Genomic DNA, 26,061 nt, shown 5'->3' on the forward strand with positions numbered 1-26,061 from the left:
TCTATAGTCCACCTGATGAAAATAAGAATTTAGCAACATCTTCAACACCAATTTGCTTTTTCATCTGGCAAAAAACATAAGGTAAGCCATTTCGGGCCTTTTTTACGTCTTCTTTCATGGTTTCGAGATTAACTTCTACATGAGGAGCTAAATCTGTCTTGTTGATAATTAACAAGTCTGATTTTTGAATGGCAGGACCACCTTTTCTAGGGATATCTCCACCCATACCAACGTCAATAATATAAATAGATAGATCAACTAATTCAGGACTAAAAGTTGCTGCTAAATTATCTCCACCAGACTCGATTAAAATCAAATCAAGATCAGGAAATTTTTTTTTCATATTTTCTACAGCAAGCATATTAATTGAAGCATCTTCACGAATTGCTGTATGTGGACATCCTCCTGTTTCAACTCCTTTAATTCTCTCAAGAGGTAAAGCTTGAACTTTCATTAAAAATTCTGCATCCTCTTTAGTATAAATATCGTTTGATATTACAGCCATAGAAATTTTCTTTGATAAAAACTTACACAATTCAGCTGTTAAACTTGTCTTTCCTGCACCAACAGGTCCACCTATTCCAACTTTTAATGGTCCATTAATATTTTTCATGTTTTGTAAATTCGTGTTTTTAAATTTTCATGCTTGATACTATAGATGTCACTATTAAAACAAATTCCACCTAAGTCCTCTAAATTTAAATTTTCACTTTCTTTTTCTATTTCCCTTATTAAGTCATAAGTCTGTATAATACAGTCTTGTCCAATTTTTTGGCCAATTGGTATGTGTTTAATACAAACATTTATTAAATTTGATACAAAAGATTGTAGATAAGATACTATCGTTAAATTTAAGGGTATATTAAAATGTTTGGCTGCTTTAGCAACTACAATTGGATAAGCGGTATTTTCTTGAATTTTAAAATCCCAACTATCAGCTAAAACTTTTCTAAAAGCATTACCCATTTCAACAGACTCTATTTTTCTTTCTTTAGATGGGCAAAGAGATAAAGCTAATTCATTTAACTCTTCTCCTTGATAAGTATGTTTCATTAAAATTACATCATTTTTACCAGTTCCATATTTTAAGATACATTTTAAATAATCCAAAATATCCTCTTTTGAATTAATTAAATTATCATTAATCATTGCCTCTAAACCATGAGAATATGAAAAACTTCCAACAGGAAATGAAGGGGAAAACCAAGTTTGAAGAATTTGTAACGATTCTTTTAAATCTTTTTTATTTTTTATTTTAGTGTTTATGGCTATGGGTTCTACCAATTCCATATGCACCTCCCTCTGGTTTAAAAGGTCTTAAAACTTTCTTAACCTTTCCCCCTAATTTAAGTATCATTTTTTTTATTACTTCATCATATTGTATAAAAATTTTATCTTTTTCAATTTGACATGGCATATGCCTATTTCCAATATGCCAAATTAATTGCATTAAATTTTTTCCTTTTATTTCAAGTAAACTTTCTTTTTTGTTTTTAATTAAAATCAAATTTCCACTTTGAAGTCTAAAAGCTTGATTTTCTGACAGTGATTTTGTCTCTGGTAAATTGACTAAAAATTCAAAACCATTATCTGAAACAAGTTTTTTTCTTCTTAAAAATCTCTCATCATAAGATAAAGATATGTGATCTTTTGCTTTATTTTTAGGAATTTTATTAACTATTAAAAAACAATTATCCATAAGCTAAAACATAAAATATCTTTGTGCCAAAGGAAGTTCTTTAGCTGGTTCACAGGTAATAATTTCACCATCAGCTTTTACTTCATAAGTTTCGGGATTAACCTCAATTTTTGGACACTTATTATTTAAAATCATATCTTTTTTAGAAATGGCTCTTGTGTTTTCTACAGGTAGTAAGTCTTTTCTAATACTTGCATCTTTTAAAGAATTTTTTTCAAGAGCTAGTTTGCTTGTGAAAATTACTGAAGATTTCTCTAAAGAAGTTCCAAATGATGAAAACATTGGTCTAGTGTATACTGGTTGAGGGGTTGGAATTGATGCGTTTGGGTCTCCCATTTGAGCACAAGCTATACTTCCACCTATTAAAATCATCTCTGGCTTTGCACCAAAGAATGCTGGATCCCACAGAACTAAATCTGCACGTTTATTTTTTTCAATACTACCAATATGTTTTGAAATCCCATGAGCAATTGCAGGATTGATTGTGTATTTTGCTAAATATCTTTTAACTCTAAAGTTGTCATTGTCTCCTTTTTCCTCTGGTAAAATCCCCCTTTGAACTTTCATTTTATGTGCAGTTTGCCAAGTTCTAATTATAACTTCTCCAACTCTACCCATAGCCTGACTATCTGATGCAATAATTGAAAAGGCACCCATATCATGAAGAATATCTTCTGCTGCGATTGTTTCCCTTCTTATTCTACTTTCGGCAAATGCTACATCCTCAGGAATAGATTTATCGAGATGATGACAAACCATAAGCATATCTAAATGTTCTTCTATTGTATTAACTGTGTATGGCCTAGTTGGATTTGTTGAAGAAGGAATAACATACTCTTCGCCACAAACTTTAATTATATCTGGCGCGTGTCCACCACCAGCACCTTCTGTATGAAAAGCATGTATAGTTCTTTTGTTAATTGCTTTTATTGTATTTTCTACAAATCCACTTTCATTTAAAGTGTCTGTATGAATCATTACTTGCACATCGTTTTTGTCAGCAATATTTAAACAATTGTCAATTGCCCCAGGAGTGGTTCCCCAATCCTCATGTAATTTTAAAGCTGAAGCTCCTGCTAGAATTTGTTCCTCAATGCCTTCTGGCAATGAAGAATTTCCTTTTCCTGCAAAAGCTAAATTCATAGAAAAACCATCAGCAGATTGAATCATTCTTTGTATATGCCATGGTCCCGGTGTACACGTTGTTGCAAGTGTACCATGAGCAGGTCCAGTACCTCCTCCTAACATAGTTGTAATACCTGAGTGTAAAGCATCATCAATTTGTTGAGGACATATATAATGAATATGACTGTCAAAACCTCCAGCTGTTAAAATTTTTCCTTCACCAGCAATTATCTCTGTTCCTGGGCCTATAATAATATTTACTTTAGATTGAGTGTCAGGATTACCAGCTTTACCAATTTCAAGTATTTTTCCATCTTTTAAGCCAACATCGGCTTTATAAATTCCATTTACATCAACTATTAAAGCATTGGTAATAACTGTATCAGCAGCTCCTTTTTCTCTACTGATTTGAGATTGGCCCATCCCATCTCTTATTACTTTTCCACCACCAAACTTTACTTCTTCACCATAAGTGGTTAGATCGTTTTCAACTTCAATAAATAGTTCAGTATCTGCGAGCCTTACTTTATCTCCTGTGGTTGGCCCATACATATCTGCATAAGCTGCTCTAGAAATTTTAGCCATTATAAATTACCCATAACTTTCTTATTGAACCCGTATATTTTTTTTAATCCATTTATTTCTATTAGCTCAACATCTTTAGATTGACCTGGTTCAAATCTCACAGCAGTTCCTGAGGGGATATTTAATCTTTTTCCATATGATAATTCCCTGTCAAAAACTAAATACTCATTTGTTTCAAAAAAATGATAATGGCTTCCAACTTGTACAGGTCTATCTCCAGAATTAGAAATTTTTATCTTAGTAACTTTGGTGTCTTTATTTAATTCTATATGCTCGTCTTTTGTAATTACTTCACCTGGCTTCATAATATTATCATCTAATAGGTTTGTGCACTGTTACTAATTTAGTTCCATCAGGAAAAGTAGCTTCTACTTGAACTTCCTTCACCATATCTGGAATACCTTCCATACAATCCTTTTTTTTAATAACATGAGCTCCTGCCTCCATCAGTTCTGCAACACTTTTGCCCTCTCTAGCTCCCTCCACAACAAAATCTGTTATTAAAGCGATAGCCTCTGGATAATTCAATTTTATACCTTTTGATAATCTATTTTTAGCGACAATTGCTGCAAGACTAATTAAAAGTTTATCTTTTTCTCTAGGAGTAAGTTTCATTTATATATTCCATACTTTTGGTATCTTTGAACCTTCAAAAAAATAAGACAAAATTTTATCAATTGCAAATTTAAGATTATAACTATCTTTAGATAAAAGTCTTACGATCAATTTATTATCCCAATGTGAATAATTTGAAGTTGTATTTTCATTGTTAGTTAAAGTTTCAGACAGATTATTAATGTTACTCAAAAACTTATTTCCTACAATAATAATTGTCGCAACTGCAGAATTGTTATTTAATGTCGAAAAACTATTCAAATATTTTTTTTCGAATAAACCTGTATTTATTGCTTCTGTATGAATTAATTTTTTATCAATATTAATATTCCAGAAATCTGAAAAATATCCTTTTTCAAACTCTTCCTTCATAGAAGTTCGTCCAAAAATAATATTTTCACAAAGAAGTAAATTTGAATCTTTTGATAAATTAAAATTTATTTTTCTTTTTAAATTACAATTATTAAATAAAATTAATTCTTTAGGTAACCAAAATAGACTAGAATTATTTAATAAATTTAAGTTAATTTCTAAATTAGCAGGATTACCAAAACCACTATAAATTTTTTCTGCCGCTTGCGTTGAAATACAAAGTTTCGAACTATCAATTTCAAATTTGTAGTCATATCCATCCCCAGAAGTAATACCACCAGCAGTATTGATCAGCATTAATTGTTTTAAATTTTCGTGAAAATCTGGCATCAAAGCTTTTAAAGATCCCTGTTGATAAAGTTTTTGTAAGTTTTGGTCTTTTATTTTTATTTCTAATCTGCCTTCAGATTTTTCTAATTTTTTTTGACTTATATTCATCACATCATCCTAACACAAAAAAACCTGTTTATAATTTGCCAATTTTATAACTTGAATTATTTACCTTTTTAAATAAAAAGAGAGCATGCAGAACCAAGAAATAGTTAAAATAATTGAAAACCTTAAAGGGCGAAGAAATTATGAGGAAAAAAGAGCCTCCAAATTAGGATTTGCCTCTCTTTATGATTACTTTGAAGATAAGATTTCAAAGCAACAAAAAGCTATTGAAGATGAACAAAAAGAATTAGAAGCTGCAAAAGATAACGAACAACCGAAAGCTGCTAAAAAAAGCTGTAGCTGTTGTTAAACTTTAAAAAGTTTATCAGATAAATTTGGTAAATTTTCACCCCAGAAAACGTTTTTGGTAATTTTTTTGAAATCTACATCAAAGACTGTAGACATTGCAGATGCATAAATTGCTCTTGAGTCTATTGTAGAATTTAAATCTCTTCCTTCAAATAATTCTTTTCTCTTTAATCCTGGCCAATCGGTATGAATTTGTGCTTTTTTAACAAGCCCTCCTGCCATTAAGATAGCTGAACCGTAACCATGTTCTGTTCCATTGCTACTGTTCTGTTTAATTGTTCTTCCAAACTCAGTTAATGTTAAAATTAAAGTGTTATCAAAAGCCTCTTTGCTCATTGAAGATTTAAGAGATTTAACAATGTTATCGTAATCAGAAAGACAATCTGCATGAGCTCCATTGGTAGCACCTTGAGCTGCATGGGTATCAAAACCATCAACTTCAAATACTGCTACTCTTGGTCCATTAACTTTTGATAATTCATTAGCAGCATTTGAGGCAAGCACCCAACTACTATCAGTTGATGTATTGCTTAATTCTCTTGTTTGTATGATTTCTAAATTTTCACTTAATAGTTTTTCATCATAATCTTTATACACTTCTTGAATAATCTTCAGTGTTGATGGATATGGCAATTTATGACCCACTGGAAAATAATTGTTATTCATTGGAACACCTCTGATTAGTAAAGGCATGGGTAGTGCCAAAGCTAATCCATTTCCAGTTAATCCAGCAATTTTCATTCCTCTTCCAAGCCAACCTGTTTTTTCTTGGTAAGGTATTTTACCACCTGACTCCATTAAATTTTGACCATCAAAATGTGATCTACCTGTATAAGGAATATTTGTTGCATGAACTGCTGCACTTAAGTTTTCATCCCAAAGATTTTTAAATGTTTTTAATGCTGGATGTAAATCGAAATCTGATGTGAGTTTTAAAGTCCTATCAAGATTTATTTTACTTCTTAATTTTTCAAAATTTTTATCTCCTTTAACAGGAATTGCACATAAACCATCCATTCCGCCACGAAGCATTATGATAACTAAGTTTTTCTTTGTTCCAGCATTTGCATAAGTTGTTCCACCAAAACCAGCAAAATACAATGAAGTAATGGCTGTAGTTTTTAAAAAATCTCTTCTTGTTATCTTCATGATCTTAAGAACTCCGGATGGTTAAAAAGTAGAGTTTGTTTTTCAGCAATTCTATTTTTTTGGTTTAAATATTTCATTATTTTATCAGGATTATCAAAATTTTTTTCAACTATATTTTGATAATATCCTTCATTATTATTTTGCATTTTTGAGAAAGAGTGGCTTAGCTTAGCATAAACAAGTCTTCTTATTATTAACTCAGGTGAAATCCAATCGTCAGAATGATCTGACCAACCATTAGGTTGTTTAGCTCTATAAGGATGATGTCCAATATTTCTTAATAATCTTTCAGGCGATCTTTGTTTTCTTGTTGGTTGTGTTCCTAATTCATAAGATTCCATTACTTCCGGAGACGGTGGCCATTGTAAATCTCCTAATTTTGCAACTTGAATAAACCAATTTTCAGGAGTTTGAAATTTTTTATATTTATTATTGTAATCAAATGTAACTTTTATAGCTGCTTTATGTATTTCTGTAAGATTTCCATCTGATTTTTTAAATGCATCAATGATTGGTTGCTTCATTTCTTTTGTAGGTTCATCTGTAATTAAATATCTACAAAGTCTTTCAGCAACAAAATCTCTACAATTAGGATGATTAACTAAATCTTTAATAACCACTGCCAATGTTTTTCTCCCTGATTTATATTCTTTTCCAAGGACATTTTTTTTACCTGGTTGATGATATTCAGAATTAAAATAGACATTACCTGTTTCCAAGTTTTTTTTACTCCATCTTTGCTGCCAACCAGTCATGATGTATGCAAGTTGTATTACGTCCTCTTGTGTATATCCTGCTTTTGGTGAAACTGTATGAAGCTCTAAAAGTTCTCGTGCGTGATTTTCATTAATTGTTGCAGGTCTCTTCTTTTTTCTTCTCCAATCCTGACTAGCAGTAACACTTTTAGGGCCAGCACTTTCGCTGTTGTCTAAATGATGTATCATAGCCCAAGAAGTAGTCACTTCATAAACCATTTTTTCAAACGTTTGATTTAAATTAGGTCGAATAATTTCTCTATGATAGGGGCCTGTTGAATAATTTGCTAAAAAATCTTTTTCACTAATTGCAAAAAAGTTTCCCCAAAACATCCAAAGTTTTGCGAGCACAGGATGATAACTATTAATGCCCTCGTTGTGCCTGATAGAAATTTCTAAAGACTCCCAAAATTTTTGACCTGTATTTCGCCTTAAAATATCTTTGTGAGTTTTATAAAGCGTTTTATTGTCTTTATATTTTTTTCTTAATTTTTTTCTATCATTATAAACCCAATCTCTATAATGACCCCTAAGTTCTTTTTCAGTATAAATTTTGCCCTGCCAAGATAATTCTGGAACATCATTGAGTTGACCAAGCGCCCATTTTAAAGGATCTGAGGGAATATTTTCATTAGGTCCGATTCCATATGCAACTTTTCTAAAAAAGTTTTTCATAGTGTTAAAATATAACCATCATTTAATTTTATCAATATCGTGGATGTTCATTAAGGAATTATTAAATTCCTCAATATTCTCTCTTAAGGCTAAACTAGAGATTGAATAAATCATTATCAATAACAAAACTAATGGCAATGAAGTAATTACTGATGCATAGCTTTTAATTAGCAATATATAAAAAATAATAAATAAAGCTGAACGAATTAAAACTTTTTTTCTGAAAACACTAATTATTGCAAGCGAATGTTTTAATAATTTAAAAAAACTCATCTGTGAAGGGCCATGATATCTTGGCCCTCTAATTGACGGAATGGTCAATAATACTTTTTCTGTTTTTTTTAGTGAACCTGAAAAACTATTCCATGTAGCTTTTTCATTAATCATTTTTTCAACTGTAAATTTTGACAAACAGGTAAAATTTCCAAACTTAATTGATTGTCCAGTAAATGATAAAGTTAAAAATTTATGAAACTGATAACATATTTTAAAAAATAAACTTTCTGATCTTTTTACTCTTTCTCCAACAATAGATTTTCCATCAGAATTTTGACTAAATTCAATAAAATTTTTAATTTCTTCAGGTCGATCTTCACCATCTCCATCCATTGGAATTACATAATCAAACTCTTTTTTTTCAAAAATATACTTTAATCCTAACGCAATACATCTTGTGTGCCCCATATTCTCTTTCATATTAAGAATTTCGATAGATTGAATATTGTCAATGTTTGGATAGTTGTCTACTATCTGTTGAGAAGAAGCATCATTAATAACTAAAATTGATACCTCATGATTTAAATCTTTTACCTCGTTATTAATATTTTCAATCAGTAATTTTAAAGACTCTCTATCGTTATATATTGGAATTAAAATTACGTACTTCATCTATCTTGATCCTACACAAATATTATCAAGACACATATAATCTTTCAATTGATCAAGCTTTTCTCTTTCAACAATACCTTCCCAAACTGGTCTCGATTTTAAATGATAAGATAAGTTTCCAGCATTCCATTCGTCACCTAAAACTACATTTATTTCAGAATCAAATTGTTGGTCCCAAGCATATTGTGTTTTTATTGCAATTTCTTTGCCTGGATAATCAGTTCTCTTGTCATCTTTTGAGATTGAAACATAAGCGTAAAGCACTGGTGATAAAAAGAAAAAGAAAAAAAAACCAATAACAAATGCTTTTAGTTTTTTTATATTTATTTGCCCCTGGATTAGATAAACAAATAGTGATCCAAAAAATAAATAAAAAGGTGTCATCCACATAGTTCTTATTTTTGATCCAGTAATTAATGAAGTTAAAAGTATTAAAATAATTGGCAAAATATTAATGGCTATTAAAAAAAGTAAATTTTTATCTTTAAAGTTAATTTTAAAGTTAATTTTTTTTACTAATAACCAAATTAAAATAAAAAATGGAATTAATATTCCTATTTGTTTTAGCAAAAAGATTAATGGATATTTAATGTGATCTAATAAAATAGATTGCTCTAAGCCAGTTCTGGCTAATCCATATGTAATAGTAATAAAATCATTATTATATAACCATATAAAATGTGGAACTAGAACTATCAAGAAAACTTCGATAGTGATGAGATATTTAAAATCAAATTTTCTATCTTTTTTAAAAAAAATTAAATAAATAAATAGAAGGTCAATTGAAACTAAAAGATATATAAATAGATATTTTGATAAAAAGCCAAAAGCCGCAAACAGACCTACTAAAAAACAATCTAAAAACTTTATTTCTTTGCTACTATAAATTTTCCATGAGTAATAGACTGTTAAAGACCAGAAAGGTAGTTGACATACATTTACATTAAATTCTGGTGTAGTGAAGTTATAAAAATAAATACCTTCAATTAGTAATACAGAAATTAAACTTAAAATCTTATTGTTAAATATTTCATTTGAAAATTTAAATACATAATAAAAAGATATAATTACAAAAATTTGACTTAAAAGATAATAAACCCAATCTTGTGATCTAAAAATTTGATAAAAAACTTCTGGAAAAAAAGCACTCATCGGTGGATGTTTATTAAAACCCCAATCTAAATTACTTCCCCAAGCTAAGGCTTCAATAGTATCTAAAGGTAAATTATGATTTGTGAGCGATGGAATCAAAGTCCAAAAAATTAGATGAGCTGTAACAAAAATATAAAAAACATTATTGATATTTTTGTTATTAATGGTCATTTATAAATATTTATATCAATTAAGCTTGCTTGACACCCCTAATTTGCTGAATATACTGCGAGCGATCAAAATTAAGGTATGCCAAAGACTGCTAAAGCAAAGAAAAAAGTATCAAAACCAAAAACTAAAGTTGTAACTAAGTCAAAACCAACTACAGCTAAAGCAACGCCCAAAGGTCCTATAAAAATTTCAAAAACTTATGTTCCAAAAGATACTGAAAAATATATGTGTGAAAAACACAAAGTGTATTTCAGAATTAGACTTACTGAATGGAAAAAAGAATTAATTAAAGCAAATAACGAAGCTCTTTATAATGGTGGTATGGATGATAATAATATTTCTGCTGATATTGTTGATCAAGCAAACTCCTACATTGATAGCAACGTAGAAATGAAAGCAATCAATAGACAAATTAAATTAATATCTGAAATTGATAAAGCTTTAAGAAGAATTAGAGAAGATACTTACGGATATTGTCTTGACACAGCTGAGCCAATTGGATTAAAAAGATTAATGGCAAGACCTGTTGCTAAATACACTATTGCAGCTCAAGAAAAGCATGAAAAAGAAGAAAAAGTTCATGCAGATGACTAAATGAGAAAAAAATCTTCAAAACAAAGTTCAATTTCTTTTCTTTTTGCAAAGAAGTATATCTATTTCTACTATCCCTTTTTCTGGATAATTTTGTTACTTTATTTATTCTTAAAATGAATAAAAAATTAATTTTAATTATTGTTGTAATTATTGCTATTGAGTTTTCGGGTTATGGAATACTAAGCACCCTTTATAGATTATTTGGATAAATTTTTAGATTTTAGGAATTTTTGCATCTTTATCCATAAAACTATAGCCTTTAATTACAGCCTCGCGATCTGCTATTTCCAAATACCATCTAGATAAATTTTTATAATTCTTCAAACCAATATCATGCCATTCGTGTCTTGCCATCCAAGGCCATGTTGCAATATCTGCAATTGTGTAATCAGCACCTGCAAGAAATTTAGATTCTTTTAATCTTGTGTCTAATTCACCATAAATTCTTTTAGTAATTTTAAAATATCTCTCTTCACCAAAATCACTTTTACCAGGATTATAATGATGAAACTGGTGGTGTTGACCTATCATGGGGCCTACTGTTCCCATTTGAGCCATTAACCATTGATTAATAACCATTCTATCTTTCTCATTATAAAATTTTCCACTTTTATCACCTAGATACATTAAGATTGCACCAGATTCGAAGATACTTTTATTGTTTTTATGATCTATGATGACAGGAATTTTTCCAAAAGGACTTAGCTTTATAAATTCTGGTTTGAATTGTTCATTTTTACCTAAATCAACTTTGGTTACTTTGTACTCATAACCAATTTCTTCAAGCATAATACTAATTTTCCAACCATTAGGAGTATTAGCAGAAAAAAGTTCTATCATTTTTTAATTCCAAGTCTTTCTTGTGCAGCTTTGGAAGTTGTTGTGAATTCAAATCTTAATTTCTCATCTGGTTTTGCATATTTAAAACAACCTCTTGCGGCTAACGCACCTTCATGAAAACCTGAAAGAATTAATTTTAATTTTCCTGGATAAGAACAAATATCACCTATAGCAAATATTCCCTTAACATTAGTTTCAAAGTTTTCAGTATTTACCTGAACTGTTTTTTTATTTATATTTAAGCCCCAATCTAAAATAGGACCAAGTTGCATAATTAAACCAAAGAAACCCAAGACATAATCAGATTTAATCTCTTTAATCTCACCTTCATCATGTTTTATTTTAACAGATTCGATTTGTTTATCTCCACTTACAGAGTCCATCTGATATTTTGTAAATAAATTTAACTTTCCTTGATCATTAAGCTCTTTTACTTTTTGAACACTTGCTTCTGCTCCACTAAAACCATCTCTTCTGTGAATTAAATTTACTTTGGAGTTGTTTGATAATTCAATAGCCCAATCCAAAGCTGAATCTCCTCCTCCAAATATTGAAATAGTTTTGTCTTTAAATATTGATTTATCTTTAATTGAATAAAATAAAGAATTGCCTTCGAATTTTTCACACTCCTTAACTGAAAACTTCCTTGGCTCAAAAGAACCAACACCACCGGCAATAACAATTGCTGCAACATCAAATTCTATTCCAGCAGAGGTTTTAACATGCCATCTGTTTTTATTTTTTTTTAATTCTTCTACTCTTTCATTTAAATGAAATTTAATATTGAAAGGTTTAATTTGCTTTAAAAGATTATTAGTTAACTCTTCACCAGTACACTCGGGTACTGCAGGAATATCATAAATAGGTTTATCTGGATAAAGTTCGATACATTGTCCTCCAGCTTTATCAAGATTGTCTACTATCTCACAACTCAAGCCTATAATTCCAAGTTGATGAGCACAAAATAAACCTGTTGGTCCTGCTCCAATAATTAATACATCTGTTTTATTCATTTAACCTTGCTTTGAAGGAATGTTTACTTCCAATCCGTCCAACTCATCTGAGACAATTATTTGACAACTTAACCTGCTATTATTTTTTGGCTCAAAAGCCATATCAAGCATATCTTCTTCACCATCTTCTTTAGCTGGAAGTTTATCTAACCATTGTTCTTTGACATAAACGTGGCAAGTGGCACAAGACATTCCACCCCCGCAATCTGCATCAATTCCTGGAATATCATTTTGAATTGCGCCTTCCATTACAGTTAATCCTTTTTGAACATCAACTGTATGAATTTTATTATCGTGTGTGTGATAAGTAATTTTTGCCATGCGTTATATATAGTTTCTTATCTAAATTGAACAAGTAAGTAAAATCATACTTAGTATATATTTTATATATTTTGAGCTTGAGGTAGCTCTTTTTTTATAAAATAGCTTGTATCTTCTTTTTGTTTTATAAGTGCTGGAACTATTTCTTTATAAGCGTCAATTAAACCATGATTTGGCTTTGGTAATTGGTCTTTTATGTGCTGGTGCAGCTTATCAAGATTATATGACGGAACTGTTGGAAACATATGATGAGTTAAATGATATTCCATTTTCCAATATAAAAAACTTAGTATTGGATTTAAATACATTTCCCGTGATGTAACTCTATGATCTTTTATGTTCCTTGCAAGTCCTGCATGTTGAGTGAATGCAACAAGTTTATGTAAAGTTTTTCCATAGAATTGTGGTAATACAAAAAATAATAGAGGCATCCAAGAAGAAACTAATATAGACCATAAGATAATTGATAACCAAATAGCAACATAAATTCTTGAAATAAAAATTGATTTTGGTTGTGCATTTTCTGGAATGCTATCTTGCATCACTTTTGTTTTAATTCCCATGGCATGTTGAATGATTTCAAACGAAATATGTTTTTTAAAAAAAACTAAATCTAAAAATGGAATTATATTTATAATTAATCTTTTTGGGGTTTCTTTTAAATCATTTCCATATTCAATTTCATGGTCAAATGGATTTTCTGTTGAATAAGTGTTTCCATGATGAACAAAGTGTGTGTATCTCCATCTAGTTGGTTCAAAGTTGGCCATGTAAGACGAGATGTAATAAAAAAATTCGTTTAAGAATTTTGATTTAAATGCAGTTTTGTGACCTGTCTCATGCCATAGTGGATTAGAGAAGGAATAAATATTTCCATAAATTAAAAACCAAAATACTGACCACCATGTGCCCCAAGTTTGATATGCAAGAATTCCGGTTACTAATAATAGCCCAAAAAAAACTGAAACATGTTGCAGTCCTTTTATATCTGATTTCTTTGAAAGCTCTTTAAGAACTTCTTTATCAATTTGGCATTTGTGCCATTTTTCTAATTTAACATCCATCGGTAAAAATTATGTATAGTTATTATACATAATTTAATAAAGGCAAAAAAAAAGGGCAAGTACAAAATTGTACCTGCCCTTAATTTAAATTTTAGCTAAATTACTTAGCTCTTCTTCCCGCAGAACTAGTTGCAGCAGCCCAAATTACTAGACCGAATGCAATTTTGTTAATGAAGTCAGCTAAGTTATAAACGACGTTAAGTGAGTTAGCGTCTACACCACCAGTTAAGTAACCAAATACATAACCTAATGGGTAAATTGCCCAACCTACAGTAACGATCATTCTCATTGCACCAAAAGCAGTTACAAGAGCCTTGTTTCCACTTTTCGCTGCAGCTTTACCAGCTTCACCTGAGAATACTTCATAAAGAATGTATACCCAACCTGCCATTCCGATGATGAAACCAAGTGTAGCATTGATATATCCTGCTTCACCTAAGTATCCACCGATTAGCATCACTAATGAACCAATTAACAATCTCCAGAACATTCCAGAGTTTGCTTTGTTAATAGCTGCTAGAATTAAATAGAATTCTACCATCTGTAATGGCACAGTGATTAACCAGTCAATGTATCTGTAAACAGTTGGCGAGTCTCCAGTAGCAACCCATACTTCTCTCATGTACATGTAGTGTATGAATGCAATACCAGTTACTAGACCAGCAACAATAACTGATGTTCTCCAGCCTGATGCGACATTGCCTGCTTCCATGAAAAAGAAAGCAGTAGCTGCTAACATTCCCATAGAGATAACCCAGAATGAAATTCCTACGAAGTCATCTTGCATCAACATCGTTGCGTCTGCTGCAATAGCTATACCTGAAAATCCAATCAGAGCCATAGCTGCTAAAGCAAACAGTTTAAGTTTTTTCATAAAAAACTCCCTCTTCGTTAGTTTTTATTTTAGTTTATATAAACTAGACTTAAGTTTCCTTAAGCCAATGTCGCGGTTAATAGCAAATTAAATTAGTTTTATGAAGACTTAATTGTCACTAATAAGCATTGATTTTACTTAATTTTTAAAATTAAATACAATTTATAAGTTAAAAACCAAAAAAATTAAGGAATTCGAATCAACTTTTTATGTCTTCTAAATTTAATCTAATTTATGAAAATTCTATAAAAAATCCTGAAAAATTTTGGCAAGAAGCCTCTGAAGATATCTTTTGGTTTAAAAAACCAACAAAAATTTTAAATAAATCCAACCCGCCTTTCTATAAATGGTTCGAAGATGGGGTCACAAACACCTGCTATAACGCTTTAGACATCCATATTGATCAAGGAAGAGGTCAAAAGACAGCTTTAATCTATGATAGTCCTATTACAAATAACAAAAGTAAGTTCACTTATGAGGAATTAAGGTCAAAGGTATCTAAATTTGCTGGGGCATTGAAAGCTCAAGGAGCAAATAAAGGTGACCGGGTGATCATTTATATGCCAATGATCCCTGAAGCAGTGGTTGCTATGCTTGCTTGTGCAAGAATAGGTGCAATCCACTCTGTCGTCTTCGGTGGTTTTGCCTCAAACGAGCTCGCAAGTAGAATAGATGATAGTAAAGCAAAGATATTAGTGACCGCTTCATGTGGTTTTGAGCCAGGAAGAACAGTTGAGTACAAACCACTAGTTGATGAAGCAATTAAAATAGCTGGTCACAAAATCGAAAAGATGATTTTATTTCAAAGACCTGGTCACGAAGTTAAATTAAATGCTCCAGATGAGGTCAGCTGGGAGGAAGTTATCTCTAGTGCTAAAATTGCTGATTGTGTTGAGATGAATTCAAATGAGTTTGCATACATTTTATATACTTCAGGTACAACAGGAACTCCAAAAGGTATAGTAAGAGATATTGGTGGACACATTGTTGCTCTCAAGTGGACTATGAAAAATATCTATAACATTGATACAGATGATATTTGGTGGTCTGCGAGTGATATTGGTTGGATTGTTGGTCACTCATATATTGTTTACGCTCCTTTATTTAAAGGATGTACCACTGTTTTGTTCGAAGGCAAGCCTGTAGGAACTCCAGATGCAGGAGCTTTTTGGAAAATCATTTCAGATTATAAAGTAAAATCTCTTTTTACAGCTCCAACAGCATTTAGGGCAATTAAGAAAGAAGATCCTGAGGGTAAATTTTTCTCTAAATATGATTTAAGTAGTTTTGAAAGCTTATTTCTTGCTGGAGAAAGAGCTGATCCAGATACTATAAAATGGGCTGAGAATTTGCTTCAAGTTCCAGTCATTGATCATTGGTGGCAAACAGAGACTAGCTGGGCAATTAGCTCAAATTGTACTGGCATTGAAATGATGGAAACAAAATATGGCTCAGCATGCAAAGCTGTTCCTGGGTATGATGTAAAAATTATAAAGCCTGACCAATCTTTGGCGAAACCAAATGAGATGGGAGACATCGTTGTGAAACTCCCGTTGCCTCCAGGAACATTTCCAACATTATGGAATGCGGACGAAAGATACAAAGAAAATTATATGTCTAATTATGACGGATACTACCAAACATATGATGCAGGTCACATAGATGATGATGGATATATTTGGATAATGTCTAGGACTGATGACATCATCAATGTAGCTGGTCATAGATTATCTACAGGTGCCATAGAAGAAGTTTTGTCAGAACATCAATCTGTTGCAGAATGTGCAGTACTTGGAATTGCAGACAAATTAAAAGGTCAATTACCTATTGGATTAGTAGTTCTAAAATCTGGTGTTGATAAAGATAACGACACTATATCTAAAGAATGTGTACAAATGGTTAGAAATAAAATTGGACCAGTTGCAGCATTTAAAGTTGTAATAGTTATTAAAAGATTACCAAAAACAAGATCAGGGAAAATTTTAAGGGGAACAATAAGAAAAATTGCAGATAACGAGGAATATAAAGTGCCTCCTACGATCGATGATCCAGCAATTTTAACAGAAATAAAAGAAGATTTAATTAATCACAAAATCTTAAACAATGGTTAAAACTTATATTTTTTTAATCGCTGCAATATTTTGTGAGGTTGCTGGAACAATGTTACTTCCCTTATCTCAAAACTTCACAAAACTTATACCAACATTAGCTCTTTCAGCTTTTTATCTCACAGCTTTTTATCTTTTAACTTTTGTAGTCAACAAGCTTCCAATAGCAATTGTGTATGCAACATGGAGTGGTTTAGGAATTTTTACTATTGCAATCCTTGGATATATATTTTTTAAGCAAACTTTAGCTTGGCAAGCCATTATTGGTTTATTCCTAATTGTAATTGGTGTTATACTTGTAAATAGTTTTACTGGTAAGCTTAGCTAAATTGTAAAGGGGTTCCATCAGGATCACCTAAAATTTTTCCATCCTGCATTTTAATGTTTCCAGCAATTATTGTGTGTGTGGGTGTTCCTTTAAATTTAAATCCATTAAATGGTGACCATTTACATTTACTTTCTATATTTTCATTTTTAATTTCGATTGTTTTGTTCATATCAACAATTGTAAAGTCTGCATCATAACCCTCTTTAATAAATCCTTTGTTTTTAATCCCAAAAATCTTTACTGGATTTTCACAAACAAAGTTCATCAATTGGTTAAGAGATAATTTTCCATCATTTATGTGATTAAGCATTACAGGCATTAAAGTTTGAACTCCTGGCATTCCTGAAGGTGTGTTTGGATATATCTTGTCTTTGTTTTCTTTTAAATGGGGGGCATGATCTGACCCGATAGTATCATTGAAGTTATTTCTCACTCCATACCACAATCTATCATAATGAGATTTATCTCTTAATGGTGGATTCATCTGAGCATACGTTCCAAGCTTGTCATAACAATCTGGTGCATAAAGAGTTAAATGTTGAGGGGTAATCTCAAATGTAATGTTTCCTTTATGTTGTGATAGAAAATCAATTTCTTCTTTTGTTGTAATATGAAGTACATGAGCTTTTTTATTGTGCTTTTCTGCTATTCGAACAATTCTTCTAGTAGATGCTATTGCACATTCTGCACTTCTCCATACTGGATGGGTATGAACATCGCCCTCTTTTATTAATTTCTTGTTTACTTTTAAAATTGCTTCATCCTCAGAATGGACCGCTACTACTTTTGAAGCATTTTTAAAAACTTTATCTATATCGTCTTCTTCAGCAACTAATAAATTACCTGTTGAGGATCCTGCAAAAAGTTTAATTCCACAACATCCTTCTAAACCTTCTAAACTTGCTAAATCATCTGCATTATCTGCTGTTGCCCCAAAATAAAAAGCATAATTAGAATACATTCTATTTTTAGCGAGATCTAATTTCCTTTGAAATTCCTTCATATTAGAAGTTGGTGGATTAGTGTTGGGCATTTCGAATACGCTTGTAATACCTCCTGCTATTGCTGCTCTACTACCTGAGTGAAGATCTTCAGTATCTGTCGATCCTGGCTCTCTAAAATGTGTTTGGGTATCTATGCAACCAGGTAATACTGTATGGCCTTCTGCATTAATTGTATCTTTTGCTTTTTCTGAAATTTGTCCAATCTGCTGAATTTTTCCATCTTTTATAGCAACATCTACATCTTTTAAATCACCATCGATGTAACATTGTCCGTTTTTAATTATAAGATCTAACATTTTGAAAAATTGTTATTATATTACATTCTATAATTAATCAATTATGAATATAAAAAACGTTTATATTTTAGATGATAGAGCAATTCTTTATATTAATGGAGAAGATGCAAAGGAGTTTCTTCAAAATCTAATTAGTAACGACATAAACAAAGTAAACGATGTAAATAGTTGTTTTAGTTCATTACTTACACCCCAAGGTAAATTTTTATATGAATTTATAATTATAAAGCATAAGTCTGGGTATTTTTTGGATTGTGAAAAACCTCAGGCAGAGGAGTTATTCAAACAATTATCCCTATATAAGCTAAGATCAAAAGTTGAAATTCTCAATTTAAGTAATGAATTTGTTGTAGCAGCATTTTCTCATGAAAAATTTTTAACTTTTGATGAAGCAAAAGATCAACCTGGATACACAATAAAATATAGAGAAGATCCAATATTTTTAGATCCAAGAAATAAGAATTTAGGTGCGAGATTAATTATTAATTTAGAAAAACTTTATTTATCTTTGAAAAAACTAGATCTTCATGATGCAAACCTAAAAGAATATTATTCATTAAGTCATAGTCTTGGAATAGTTCCAAAAGATTTAAATAAATTAAAAGACAAATTGTTTGGTATTGAATGTAATTTTGAAGAATTAAACGGAATTGATTTCAAAAAAGGTTGTTATGTTGGTCAAGAAAATACAGCACGAATTAAATTAAAAAACAAGCTTTCAAAAAGATTGTTTCCAATAAATGTAATTAATGGAAAACTGCACGAAGGTGAAAGTATTTATAACAATGAAGTTGAAATAGGTAAGGTTTTAATTGATAGCGACTATCCTTTTGCTTTAATTAAATACTTAAATGAAAACTTTGATGAAAAAGCAAATTTTAAAACTAAAGAAGCTTCAATAAATGTCAATAAACCTGATTGGATAAAAAACTAATTTTTTTATTTAAATAAATAAACAATCATTAAAATTACAAAAACTACAATAATCCAAATACTTAGATTTTTAAGAAATTGCTTTAACTGAGAATTTGATTGTAAAAAACTTGGTAGAACTAAAAGCAAAACCCCAACCATAAACATTACTGAAAGTAATTTATCCATCAAAAACTCCTATATAAAATTCACTTTGGTGCGGTCGGAGAGACTCGAACTCCTTGGGACAGTGTCTTTTGGCCAGTAACTTAGCCTCTAATTTAACCCTGTAATAAAACGAGCACACTGTGAGCACAGTGAGAAAGCAGAAAGGGGTTAAAATGGCGGTCATACGTAAATTAAAATCTGGTAAGTGGCAGGTTATCATTAGGAAGTCAAATCACAAGAGCATCTATAAAACATTCATAGAAAAAGCGGTAGCAAGAAAATGGTCAAGAACAGTTGAGACACAGATTGAGAAAGATGTCTACACTGATTATGGAAATGCAGAGACTATTACCATTAAAGATCTAATCATTAAATACAGGGACGAGATTGTACCTGAGCACAAGGCAAAGAAGTCAACGACACATAAATTAAATAAGCTGCTTAGATATGATGTTGCTAATCAGTTTGTTTTAAGACTAAGAAGCTCACACGTTTATAATTTTCAAAAAAAGCTTGAGTCTGAGGGATCAGCTCCCAAGACAATAAATATTTACGTGCAGCTCCTGCATCAGATATGGAATACAACCAAGAAAAAATGGTCAATTAATCTACCTGCACAATCCCCTTTTGAGTTGGTTACATTAGACAAGGTTGACAATGAGAGAGATAGGGTTCTGACGTATAAAGAATATGACGCTCTAATAGCATCAGCTGCAGAGTCTAAGTTACTCCTGCTCAGAGACTTTATTGAGATTCTTTATTCTACAGGAGCTAGGTATTCTGAAGTTATGAACCTATTAAGAGATGACGTAGATTTTGAAAAAAAGGTAGGGACATTTAGGGACACTAAAAATGGTGATGATCGAACAATCCCTCTTGCAGATAATGTATTGGAAATTTTAAAAAGATATCCTTTTGGAAAAACATTTTTTAGAGTTACGTCTTATGACTCTTACAACTGGTTTTTTAATCAGGCATGTAAAAGAGCAGGTATTGAAAATTTTAGATCGCATGACCTGAGAGCTTGTTTTATTACCAATGCCCTATTGAGTGGAATGTCAGAGGCATCGGTTGCAGCCATTAGTGGGCACAAGGATTATAGATCCATGAAGCGATATACAAGGATCAAGGCACAGGATTTAATTGATGACGTTAATAGGATCTCAACCATACGAGAACTTAAGAAAATAAATTCTTAATATTATTATATTCTTATATTCTTATTTACGTAAGACATGAGAGGAGCAGACGCTGCCATACCCCACGACCATATCACCCCCATATCACACATGGTCAAAGGTTCATGATCCACGATTCTTGAGTCTTTACGCCATTAATTTTAAAAAATAAAAAAACTGTTGCAGAGTGAGTCAGAATTTGCATAACGTGTATTTATAAATATTGGACGCTACCAATTAAAAAACTTGTTCGCATTAACAATTAATCATGAGCCACGAAACATGAAACACTTGATGGTTTGTGATTATCTGTTAAGAGATTCTTAAGTAATAAATCCAATTACACACAAATCATCACGATCGCAGTTTCTCTAACTAATCACTAGGGGAGCTGCATATAAATTTTAACTAACGTTGAAAGGACGTGATTGATTATGAAAACTAAAGAAATAAAAGATCCTACGTACAGCATCTATAAGGGTGGCGGTAACGTAGAAAATAAATCAAAGGCTACCGGTAAAAAGGAGCTGCAGGAGCTGTCAGCCAAAAAAGATATATTCGATATTAGGTTTGATGTACTAGAGGATATACGTCAACAGCTGCAGGAGGACTATGAGAAAGAGCGAAAAAAAGGTCAAAATTTTTTCCAATGGTTAGAGTCTAAACCAGATGATTACTTCAAAAGGTTAGAGTTAGCTAACGGAGGTAAGGTCATCGATTTTTCAAAATATAAAAAAAGTAAAAATCCTAAAATTAAAAAATTAGACTTAGCGTCAGCTTTCGATCATGCAAAAACTATATCATCGCTTACAGACGATGAGCGAGACTTGGTAATACGAATGTTACGTATGTCATTAGGTAAGGAGGACTAACATGAGATCGATTGATGATTTGAATAGATGGAAAGATTACGGATTTGTTATGACTCCTGTTCAGGATAATAAACACCCCGAAACTAAAAATAGTGAATGGTATTACACATGGTCATTCAATGAATTACTTGCTGCTAAACGTTTAGGCATGTTCCATGAAAAGAGCAGCGTGTTCACAATAGACTTTGATGACGATGATAACGTAGCTCACAGATACCTGCATCTGCTACCGCCAACATTTACTGATGGTAAAGTGGTCAATGGTCAAAAGGTCATGACTCATAAGACGTATAAAGTAAATGGTAGTGGAGCACCAACTATTGGTGGCTCAAAAAAATATCCTAAAAATATTTCTAAAAATAAAGGATTACTGCTTGAGGTATTAACAAGTACACAGACTATCTTTACAGGGGGTGATAGGTTTATTGCTTCCGATGTTCCGCCTGCAGAGGTTGATATAAAATCTTTAGAGAATGAATTAAAATTAATTTGTTTCTTTACAGAGTGTGAGAAAGCTTGGCCTGCGGAGGGTGGTAGAGATGAGGCTCATATACGTCTTGCAGGAGCTCTAGCTAGATTACCTGAGGACGAATATCCTGAGCATCTGTTGACAGCGTATGTAACTCAGCTGTGTATCAACACTAATGATAGTGAAATTAAAAACAGAATAAAAAAAATATCAAAACAAAGAGCTGCATTAAAAAATGAAAAAAAGGTTTATGGCATAACTGAATTACGTAGTCATTTAGTCAGCGAATTAGAGGCTTATAACCTACTTTATGAGCAAGAGGAGCAGGAGCTGCAGGAAGAAGATTTTTACAAAGATGAGCCTAAAGAGTATCCGCTTATAGATGGCGGCATGGACGAACTCATTGAATATGCTCCTGTAGAATATTTGATGAATCCAATTATTAACAGTAGATCTTTTAATCAAACGTTTGGGTGGTATGAAAGTGGTAAAACAGTTTTTGGAATGTCACTTGCAATGCACATGTGCAGTGGTCATGATTTACTTGGTTGGACTTGTGATAAAACAATACCCTGTTTTTATTTAGAGTCTGAATTACCAGGTGCAACAATCAGAAAAATAAGAGATACAGTTAAGCTTGGAATGTTAGATAGAAATCTTACGTTCGATCACAATAATTATTTTCCTTTAAATCAAGACAATCTTATTGATGCAGGGTTTAAATATGGTTTCAGTGCAATAGCTGTAGCTAAAGCTCATGGTAAAGATGCTGCTAAAGATTATGGACGTAGAGGTCGAGAGATGATTGAAAATCATTTGCATAAAATTGAAAAGAGAACAGGAAAAAAACCTTTTTTCTTTTTAGATAACATGACAAAACTATCTACGATTGATGAGAACAAAGCTCAAGATTGGAACCCATTTTTAAATTGGGGAACTGATCTAAAACATAAAGGCTTCTCTGGAATGTTTGTTCACCATGCTAACAAGAACAAAGAGGGCAAAGGATCTTCAGGTTCAAGTACCATTGGTCGATTGTTAGACACGTCTATTCAGCTCACAAAATTAGAAGAAGATTACAGGTTTCCCATGAAAGGAAATAAAAATCTTCAAAGCTCTATTGAGTTTGATAAGAGCAGAGGCTTCGGTGGTTCTGAATGGGCTAAGAAACGTATTGTTACAATGTCAGAGCAAGGGGAATGGAAACATTATCCATTTTTGAAACAAAATAGTTTTGAGATTCTTAAACTACATGAGCAGGGTTTATCTCAGCAACAAATACGTGATATGGCAAAGAACAAAGAGATCGGTGATCCTCCATTATCTTCAGCATCAGTTGACAGGTTATATCTTGAATTGGCTAGATTAAAGCTAATCATAAAGAATAGACAAACACGTTGTTGGAGCTGTGGTAGCCCAATATCAACAGACGCCGATGGTAGCTGTAGCAGATGCCCTACCGGTATTCCTTGTCAAGAATGTGGGAAATGTATCTGTCAAAGACCAAAAAAATCTAATGGAGGAAACACTTGATGAAGCTAAAAACCCTTACTGATAAAGAGAAGTTATTTGCTCGGTTGTACGTAGATAATATGTTTTCAAATGAGACTCGGACAAATACTGATATCGCTATTGCTGCAGGGTATGCAAAAGAATCGGCTCATCAAAGGGCATACGAACTAACTACGTATAAACTTAAACCACATGTTTATATGCACATAGAGGAACTTAAGGAAGATTTTAGAATACGTAATCAGGTTACAAAAGAAAAACACATGGCACGTCTAAATGAAATCCATGATATGGCTAAACAAAAGGGACAGCTCCATACAGCTATGAATGCAGAAGTTTATCGAGGTAAAGCTGCAGGATTATACGTAGAAAGAAAACTAATAGCCAATAAAACAATAGAGGATTTGTCTGAAGAACAGTTGGAAGAAAAGCTACAAAAAATAGAGGACGATTTCGGCGTAAGGAGGGTTAAAGATGAAACTGAATAAAGATGACATGATTAAGATACTCAGAGTCTTAGAAAACAACACCAATACAATGTTGGAAATGGAGGAGCAGAACTTTGAAAATAATAAAAAATATATGAGGCTGCAGCAGCAGCTCTTTCATGAACAATGGAAAAATAGATATTTAGTAAGACGTATTAAGAACGTAGCTAAATTAATAGGCGATCCAAACATAGCCGTAACAGAGGAGGAACTTGATGAGCAAATCAAAGGATCAGAAAACTAAACAACCATTCAACAAAACTTTTAATGAAGCGTTTACAGAAGCATCTAATACATACGATGGAACTAATTACGTATATGATGGAGTCGATAATACCATAATGACAGAGTCAGAAATGTTAAAAAAATTTACTGCTCAGGAAAAATACGAGCTCTTAAAGAAAGTAGCTAACAATCAAGAAAAGAAAGAATTTAGAGATATTGAGAAAAAATATAAAAAAAAATCTTCCATAGAGCCACGTAGAGACTCATTGAACGTTAAATCCGATACTACCCTACCCCTTAAAATTCCAAATTTTATAAAAGCATCAGCTGCAGCACCTGCAGACGATACGTTAAAAAAAATATTAGATGATCGAAATAAACCAGATCCAGATTACTTCAAAGGACTAGGAACATTTTTGCCAAAAAAAATTTAAAAAATTTTTGCACTGATTAAGGACGACTATATCGATTCTGTATTACATAGACATATAATCTATACCTTAATTTGAAAAAGGGGGTGACACCCCTAACCTACTTTACGTTTTTCAGATTTTTAACAATCCTTTTTTAGTACACCCTTGGTGGACATGGAGGGAGGTCAACAGACCGACCGACATAGTAGAAAAAAAACGAGCACACTAACGAGCACACTCTGAGCACAGTTGAGCACACTTTGACAATGACTCTTGGATCAGATAACCTAACAACAATGCAGGATTATTTTTAGTCTTGGTGCGGTCGGAGAGACTCGAACTCTCATGGACTAGGTCCACACGGCCCTCAACCGTGCCTGTCTACCAATTTCAGCACGACCGCGATATGTCCCATAATAAATGAATGACAATCATGATTCAAATTGGTAAAAATCCCCATGGAATTTACACAAGAAGTACGTAAAGCAACAGATCCTATTTATCAAAAAATTTCTAAGGTAATGCCTGAAATTGAATGGTCAGTGCATGCTCCGTATATTCATAAAATTAATAAATTAAAAAAAGAAAAGAATGCTGTAATTCTTGCTCACAACTATCAAACACCTGAAATTTATCATGGTGTAGCAGATTTTTCTGCAGACTCTCTTGCATTAGCAATTGAAGCATCAAAAACTTCAGCTGATATTATTTTAATGGCTGGGGTACATTTCATGGCAGAAACTGCAAAATTAATGAGCCCTAATAAAAAAGTTATTCTTCCTGATATGGATGCTGGCTGTTCTTTATCATCATCTATTACAGGTAAAGATGTTAGGCTATTAAAAGAGAAATACCCAGGAGTACCTGTTGTATCTTATGTAAATACTTCTGCTGAAGTAAAAGCTGAAACAGATGTTTGTTGCACATCAGCAAATGCAGTTAAAATAGTTAAATCACTGGGTGTAAAAAGAGTAATATTTTTGCCTGACGATTATTTGGCAAAATACGTAGCCTCTCAAACTGATGTTGAAATTATTTCTTGGAAAGGAATTTGTATTGTTCATGATCAATTTAATAAAAAAGAAATAGATGATATTAGAAAAAATAATCCAGGAATTAAAATTATTGCACATCCAGAATGTCCTCCTGATGTAATTGAAGCAAGTGATTTTGCAGGATCAACATCTGGTATGATCAAATATGTAAAAGATAATCAACCAAAAAAAGTAATGATGGTTACTGAGTGCTCAATGAGTGATAATATCCAGATAGAAAATCCAAATGTAGATTTTGTAAAGCCATGTAACATGTGTCCTCACATGAAAAAAATTACACTTCCAAAGATATTAGATTGTCTAGAGAACGAAACTGGTGAAATTATTATGGACAAAGAAACAATTGAGAAAGCCAGAATATCTGTAGAAAGAATGGCAGCAATTGGCAGATAATTAA

Annotated in this window: 30 protein-coding genes and 1 tRNA gene; 12 read left to right on the forward strand and 19 right to left on the reverse strand. The window is 31.9% G+C overall.

The window, feature by feature from the left end:
• Window position 1: 1 nt before the first annotated feature.
• The 7 genes from ureG to ACTT88_RS04990 are packed head-to-tail and all read right to left on the reverse strand — an operon-like array spanning window position 2 to window position 4,834.
• Window positions 2-613: an urease accessory protein UreG gene (ureG, locus tag ACTT88_RS04960; RefSeq protein WP_440908211.1), complete on the reverse strand. Its 612-nt coding sequence runs from the start codon at window positions 611-613 to the stop codon at window positions 2-4.
• A complete protein-coding gene (locus tag ACTT88_RS04965; RefSeq protein WP_440908212.1) occupies window positions 610-1,290 on the reverse strand; it encodes an urease accessory protein UreF in 681 nt (226 codons plus the stop codon). The genes ureG and ACTT88_RS04965 overlap by 4 nt, the downstream gene beginning before the upstream one ends.
• Window positions 1,256-1,699 (reverse strand): urease accessory protein UreE, encoded by a 444-nt coding sequence (locus tag ACTT88_RS04970; RefSeq protein ID WP_440908213.1) that lies wholly within the window; start codon window positions 1,697-1,699, stop codon window positions 1,256-1,258. The genes ACTT88_RS04965 and ACTT88_RS04970 overlap by 35 nt, the downstream gene beginning before the upstream one ends.
• Window positions 1,700-1,702: 3 nt before the next feature.
• Window positions 1,703-3,412: an urease subunit alpha gene (gene ureC, locus ACTT88_RS04975; protein ID WP_440908625.1), complete on the reverse strand. Its 1,710-nt coding sequence runs from the start codon at window positions 3,410-3,412 to the stop codon at window positions 1,703-1,705.
• On the reverse strand, window positions 3,409-3,714 hold the full coding sequence (locus tag ACTT88_RS04980; protein WP_440908214.1) for an urease subunit beta: 306 nt from the start codon (window positions 3,712-3,714) through the stop codon (window positions 3,409-3,411). Before ACTT88_RS04980 ends, ureC begins: the two co-directional genes overlap by 4 nt.
• A gap of 7 nt (window positions 3,715-3,721) precedes the next feature.
• Window positions 3,722-4,024 (reverse strand): urease subunit gamma, encoded by a 303-nt coding sequence (locus ACTT88_RS04985; RefSeq protein WP_440908215.1) that lies wholly within the window; start codon window positions 4,022-4,024, stop codon window positions 3,722-3,724.
• A complete protein-coding gene (locus ACTT88_RS04990) occupies window positions 4,025-4,834 on the reverse strand; it encodes an urease accessory protein UreD (RefSeq protein ID WP_440908216.1) in 810 nt (269 codons plus the stop codon). It abuts the gene before it with no gap.
• Between the two features lie 85 nt (window positions 4,835-4,919).
• Between ACTT88_RS04990 and ACTT88_RS04995 the strand changes: the two genes are divergently transcribed.
• Complete coding sequence (locus ACTT88_RS04995; RefSeq protein ID WP_440908217.1) at window positions 4,920-5,141, forward strand: hypothetical protein; 222 nt, start codon at window positions 4,920-4,922, stop codon at window positions 5,139-5,141.
• On the opposite strand, the gene ACTT88_RS05000 is transcribed toward ACTT88_RS04995, so the two are convergent.
• From ACTT88_RS05000 to ACTT88_RS05015, 4 genes are read right to left on the reverse strand one after another with little or no spacing between them, the layout of a single operon-like run.
• A complete protein-coding gene (locus tag ACTT88_RS05000; RefSeq protein WP_440908218.1) occupies window positions 5,138-6,289 on the reverse strand; it encodes a DUF1501 domain-containing protein in 1,152 nt (383 codons plus the stop codon). The genes ACTT88_RS04995 and ACTT88_RS05000 overlap by 4 nt on opposite strands.
• Window positions 6,286-7,719, reverse strand: a complete 1,434-nt coding sequence (locus tag ACTT88_RS05005; RefSeq protein ID WP_440908219.1) for a DUF1800 family protein — start codon at window positions 7,717-7,719, stop codon at window positions 6,286-6,288. Before ACTT88_RS05005 ends, ACTT88_RS05000 begins: the two co-directional genes overlap by 4 nt.
• 18 nt (window positions 7,720-7,737) lie before the next feature.
• A complete protein-coding gene (locus tag ACTT88_RS05010) occupies window positions 7,738-8,607 on the reverse strand; it encodes a glycosyltransferase (protein ID WP_440908220.1) in 870 nt (289 codons plus the stop codon).
• Window positions 8,608-9,930 carry a glycosyltransferase family 39 protein gene (locus tag ACTT88_RS05015; RefSeq protein WP_440908221.1) on the reverse strand — a complete coding sequence of 441 codons (1,323 nt, stop codon included), beginning with the start codon at window positions 9,928-9,930 and terminating at the stop codon, window positions 8,608-8,610. It abuts the gene before it with no gap.
• Window positions 9,931-10,008: 78 nt separating this feature from the next.
• Between ACTT88_RS05015 and ACTT88_RS05020 the strand changes: the two genes are divergently transcribed.
• On the forward strand, window positions 10,009-10,524 hold the full coding sequence (locus tag ACTT88_RS05020; protein ID WP_440908222.1) for a TraR/DksA family transcriptional regulator: 516 nt from the start codon (window positions 10,009-10,011) through the stop codon (window positions 10,522-10,524).
• Window positions 10,525-10,737: 213 nt separating this feature from the next.
• Here ACTT88_RS05020 and ACTT88_RS05025 read toward each other — a convergent pair whose 3' ends face one another.
• The 5 genes from ACTT88_RS05025 to ACTT88_RS05045 form a co-directional block, all read right to left on the reverse strand.
• Window positions 10,738-11,364, reverse strand: a complete 627-nt coding sequence (locus tag ACTT88_RS05025) for a glutathione S-transferase family protein (protein ID WP_440908223.1) — start codon at window positions 11,362-11,364, stop codon at window positions 10,738-10,740.
• On the reverse strand, window positions 11,361-12,377 hold the full coding sequence (locus tag ACTT88_RS05030; protein ID WP_440908224.1) for an NAD(P)/FAD-dependent oxidoreductase: 1,017 nt from the start codon (window positions 12,375-12,377) through the stop codon (window positions 11,361-11,363). Before ACTT88_RS05030 ends, ACTT88_RS05025 begins: the two co-directional genes overlap by 4 nt.
• Window positions 12,378-12,698 (reverse strand): 2Fe-2S iron-sulfur cluster-binding protein, encoded by a 321-nt coding sequence (locus ACTT88_RS05035; RefSeq protein ID WP_440908225.1) that lies wholly within the window; start codon window positions 12,696-12,698, stop codon window positions 12,378-12,380.
• A gap of 62 nt (window positions 12,699-12,760) precedes the next feature.
• Window positions 12,761-13,762 carry a fatty acid desaturase gene (locus tag ACTT88_RS05040; protein WP_440908226.1) on the reverse strand — a complete coding sequence of 334 codons (1,002 nt, stop codon included), beginning with the start codon at window positions 13,760-13,762 and terminating at the stop codon, window positions 12,761-12,763.
• A gap of 100 nt (window positions 13,763-13,862) precedes the next feature.
• Window positions 13,863-14,603, reverse strand: a complete 741-nt coding sequence (locus ACTT88_RS05045) for a bacteriorhodopsin-like (RefSeq protein ID WP_440908626.1) — start codon at window positions 14,601-14,603, stop codon at window positions 13,863-13,865.
• Window positions 14,604-14,845: 242 nt separating this feature from the next.
• Between ACTT88_RS05045 and ACTT88_RS05050 the strand changes: the two genes are divergently transcribed.
• Both ACTT88_RS05050 and ACTT88_RS05055 read left to right on the forward strand, forming a co-directional pair.
• Window positions 14,846-16,747, forward strand: a complete 1,902-nt coding sequence (locus tag ACTT88_RS05050) for a propionyl-CoA synthetase (protein WP_440908227.1) — start codon at window positions 14,846-14,848, stop codon at window positions 16,745-16,747.
• The gene (locus ACTT88_RS05055; RefSeq protein ID WP_440908228.1) at window positions 16,740-17,072 is read left to right on the forward strand and encodes a DMT family transporter; all 333 of its coding nucleotides are present in this window, start codon (window positions 16,740-16,742) and stop codon (window positions 17,070-17,072) included. Before ACTT88_RS05050 ends, ACTT88_RS05055 begins: the two co-directional genes overlap by 8 nt.
• Here the strand turns inward: ACTT88_RS05055 and ACTT88_RS05060 are convergent.
• On the reverse strand, window positions 17,065-18,372 hold the full coding sequence (locus ACTT88_RS05060) for a dihydroorotase (RefSeq protein WP_440908229.1): 1,308 nt from the start codon (window positions 18,370-18,372) through the stop codon (window positions 17,065-17,067). The two genes, ACTT88_RS05055 and ACTT88_RS05060, sit on opposite strands and share 8 nt — an antisense overlap.
• A 43-nt stretch (window positions 18,373-18,415) precedes the next feature.
• Between ACTT88_RS05060 and ygfZ the strand changes: the two genes are divergently transcribed.
• On the forward strand, window positions 18,416-19,306 hold the full coding sequence (gene ygfZ, locus ACTT88_RS05065; protein WP_440908230.1) for a CAF17-like 4Fe-4S cluster assembly/insertion protein YgfZ: 891 nt from the start codon (window positions 18,416-18,418) through the stop codon (window positions 19,304-19,306).
• Between the two features lie 5 nt (window positions 19,307-19,311).
• Here the strand turns inward: ygfZ and ACTT88_RS05070 are convergent, their stop codons facing one another.
• Window positions 19,312-19,473: a hypothetical protein gene (locus ACTT88_RS05070; protein WP_440908231.1), complete on the reverse strand. Its 162-nt coding sequence runs from the start codon at window positions 19,471-19,473 to the stop codon at window positions 19,312-19,314.
• A 128-nt stretch (window positions 19,474-19,601) separates the two neighbouring features.
• Here ACTT88_RS05070 and ACTT88_RS05075 point away from each other — a divergent pair, with 128 nt between their 5' ends.
• From ACTT88_RS05075 to ACTT88_RS05100, 6 genes are all read left to right on the forward strand, one after another.
• Window positions 19,602-20,651, forward strand: a complete 1,050-nt coding sequence (locus ACTT88_RS05075) for a tyrosine-type recombinase/integrase (RefSeq protein ID WP_440908232.1) — start codon at window positions 19,602-19,604, stop codon at window positions 20,649-20,651.
• A gap of 413 nt (window positions 20,652-21,064) precedes the next feature.
• Entirely contained in the window at window positions 21,065-21,502 is a 438-nt protein-coding gene (locus ACTT88_RS05080) for a hypothetical protein (RefSeq protein WP_440908233.1), read from the forward strand.
• 1 nt (window position 21,503) lies between these two features.
• Complete coding sequence (locus tag ACTT88_RS05085) at window positions 21,504-23,504, forward strand: AAA family ATPase (RefSeq protein ID WP_440908234.1); 2,001 nt, start codon at window positions 21,504-21,506, stop codon at window positions 23,502-23,504.
• Window positions 23,504-23,971 carry a hypothetical protein gene (locus tag ACTT88_RS05090; protein WP_440908235.1) on the forward strand — a complete coding sequence of 156 codons (468 nt, stop codon included), beginning with the start codon at window positions 23,504-23,506 and terminating at the stop codon, window positions 23,969-23,971. The genes ACTT88_RS05085 and ACTT88_RS05090 overlap by 1 nt, the downstream gene beginning before the upstream one ends.
• Window positions 23,958-24,215, forward strand: coding sequence for a hypothetical protein (locus tag ACTT88_RS05095; protein ID WP_440908236.1), 258 nt, complete (start codon window positions 23,958-23,960; stop codon window positions 24,213-24,215). Before ACTT88_RS05090 ends, ACTT88_RS05095 begins: the two co-directional genes overlap by 14 nt.
• Window positions 24,187-24,630 carry a hypothetical protein gene (locus ACTT88_RS05100; RefSeq protein WP_440908237.1) on the forward strand — a complete coding sequence of 148 codons (444 nt, stop codon included), beginning with the start codon at window positions 24,187-24,189 and terminating at the stop codon, window positions 24,628-24,630. Before ACTT88_RS05095 ends, ACTT88_RS05100 begins: the two co-directional genes overlap by 29 nt.
• Before the next feature lie 296 nt (window positions 24,631-24,926).
• Here ACTT88_RS05100 and ACTT88_RS05105 read toward each other — a convergent pair.
• Window positions 24,927-25,012 (reverse strand) — tRNA-Leu (locus ACTT88_RS05105).
• A gap of 55 nt (window positions 25,013-25,067) precedes the next feature.
• On the opposite strand from ACTT88_RS05105, the gene nadA reads away from it, so the two are divergent.
• On the forward strand, window positions 25,068-26,057 hold the full coding sequence (gene nadA / locus ACTT88_RS05110; protein WP_440908238.1) for a quinolinate synthase NadA: 990 nt from the start codon (window positions 25,068-25,070) through the stop codon (window positions 26,055-26,057).
• Window positions 26,058-26,061: the final 4 nt, after the last annotated feature.

It is taken from the genome of Candidatus Pelagibacter sp. (genome assembly GCF_052046145.1).
Classification (GTDB): domain Bacteria; phylum Pseudomonadota; class Alphaproteobacteria; order Pelagibacterales; family Pelagibacteraceae; genus Pelagibacter.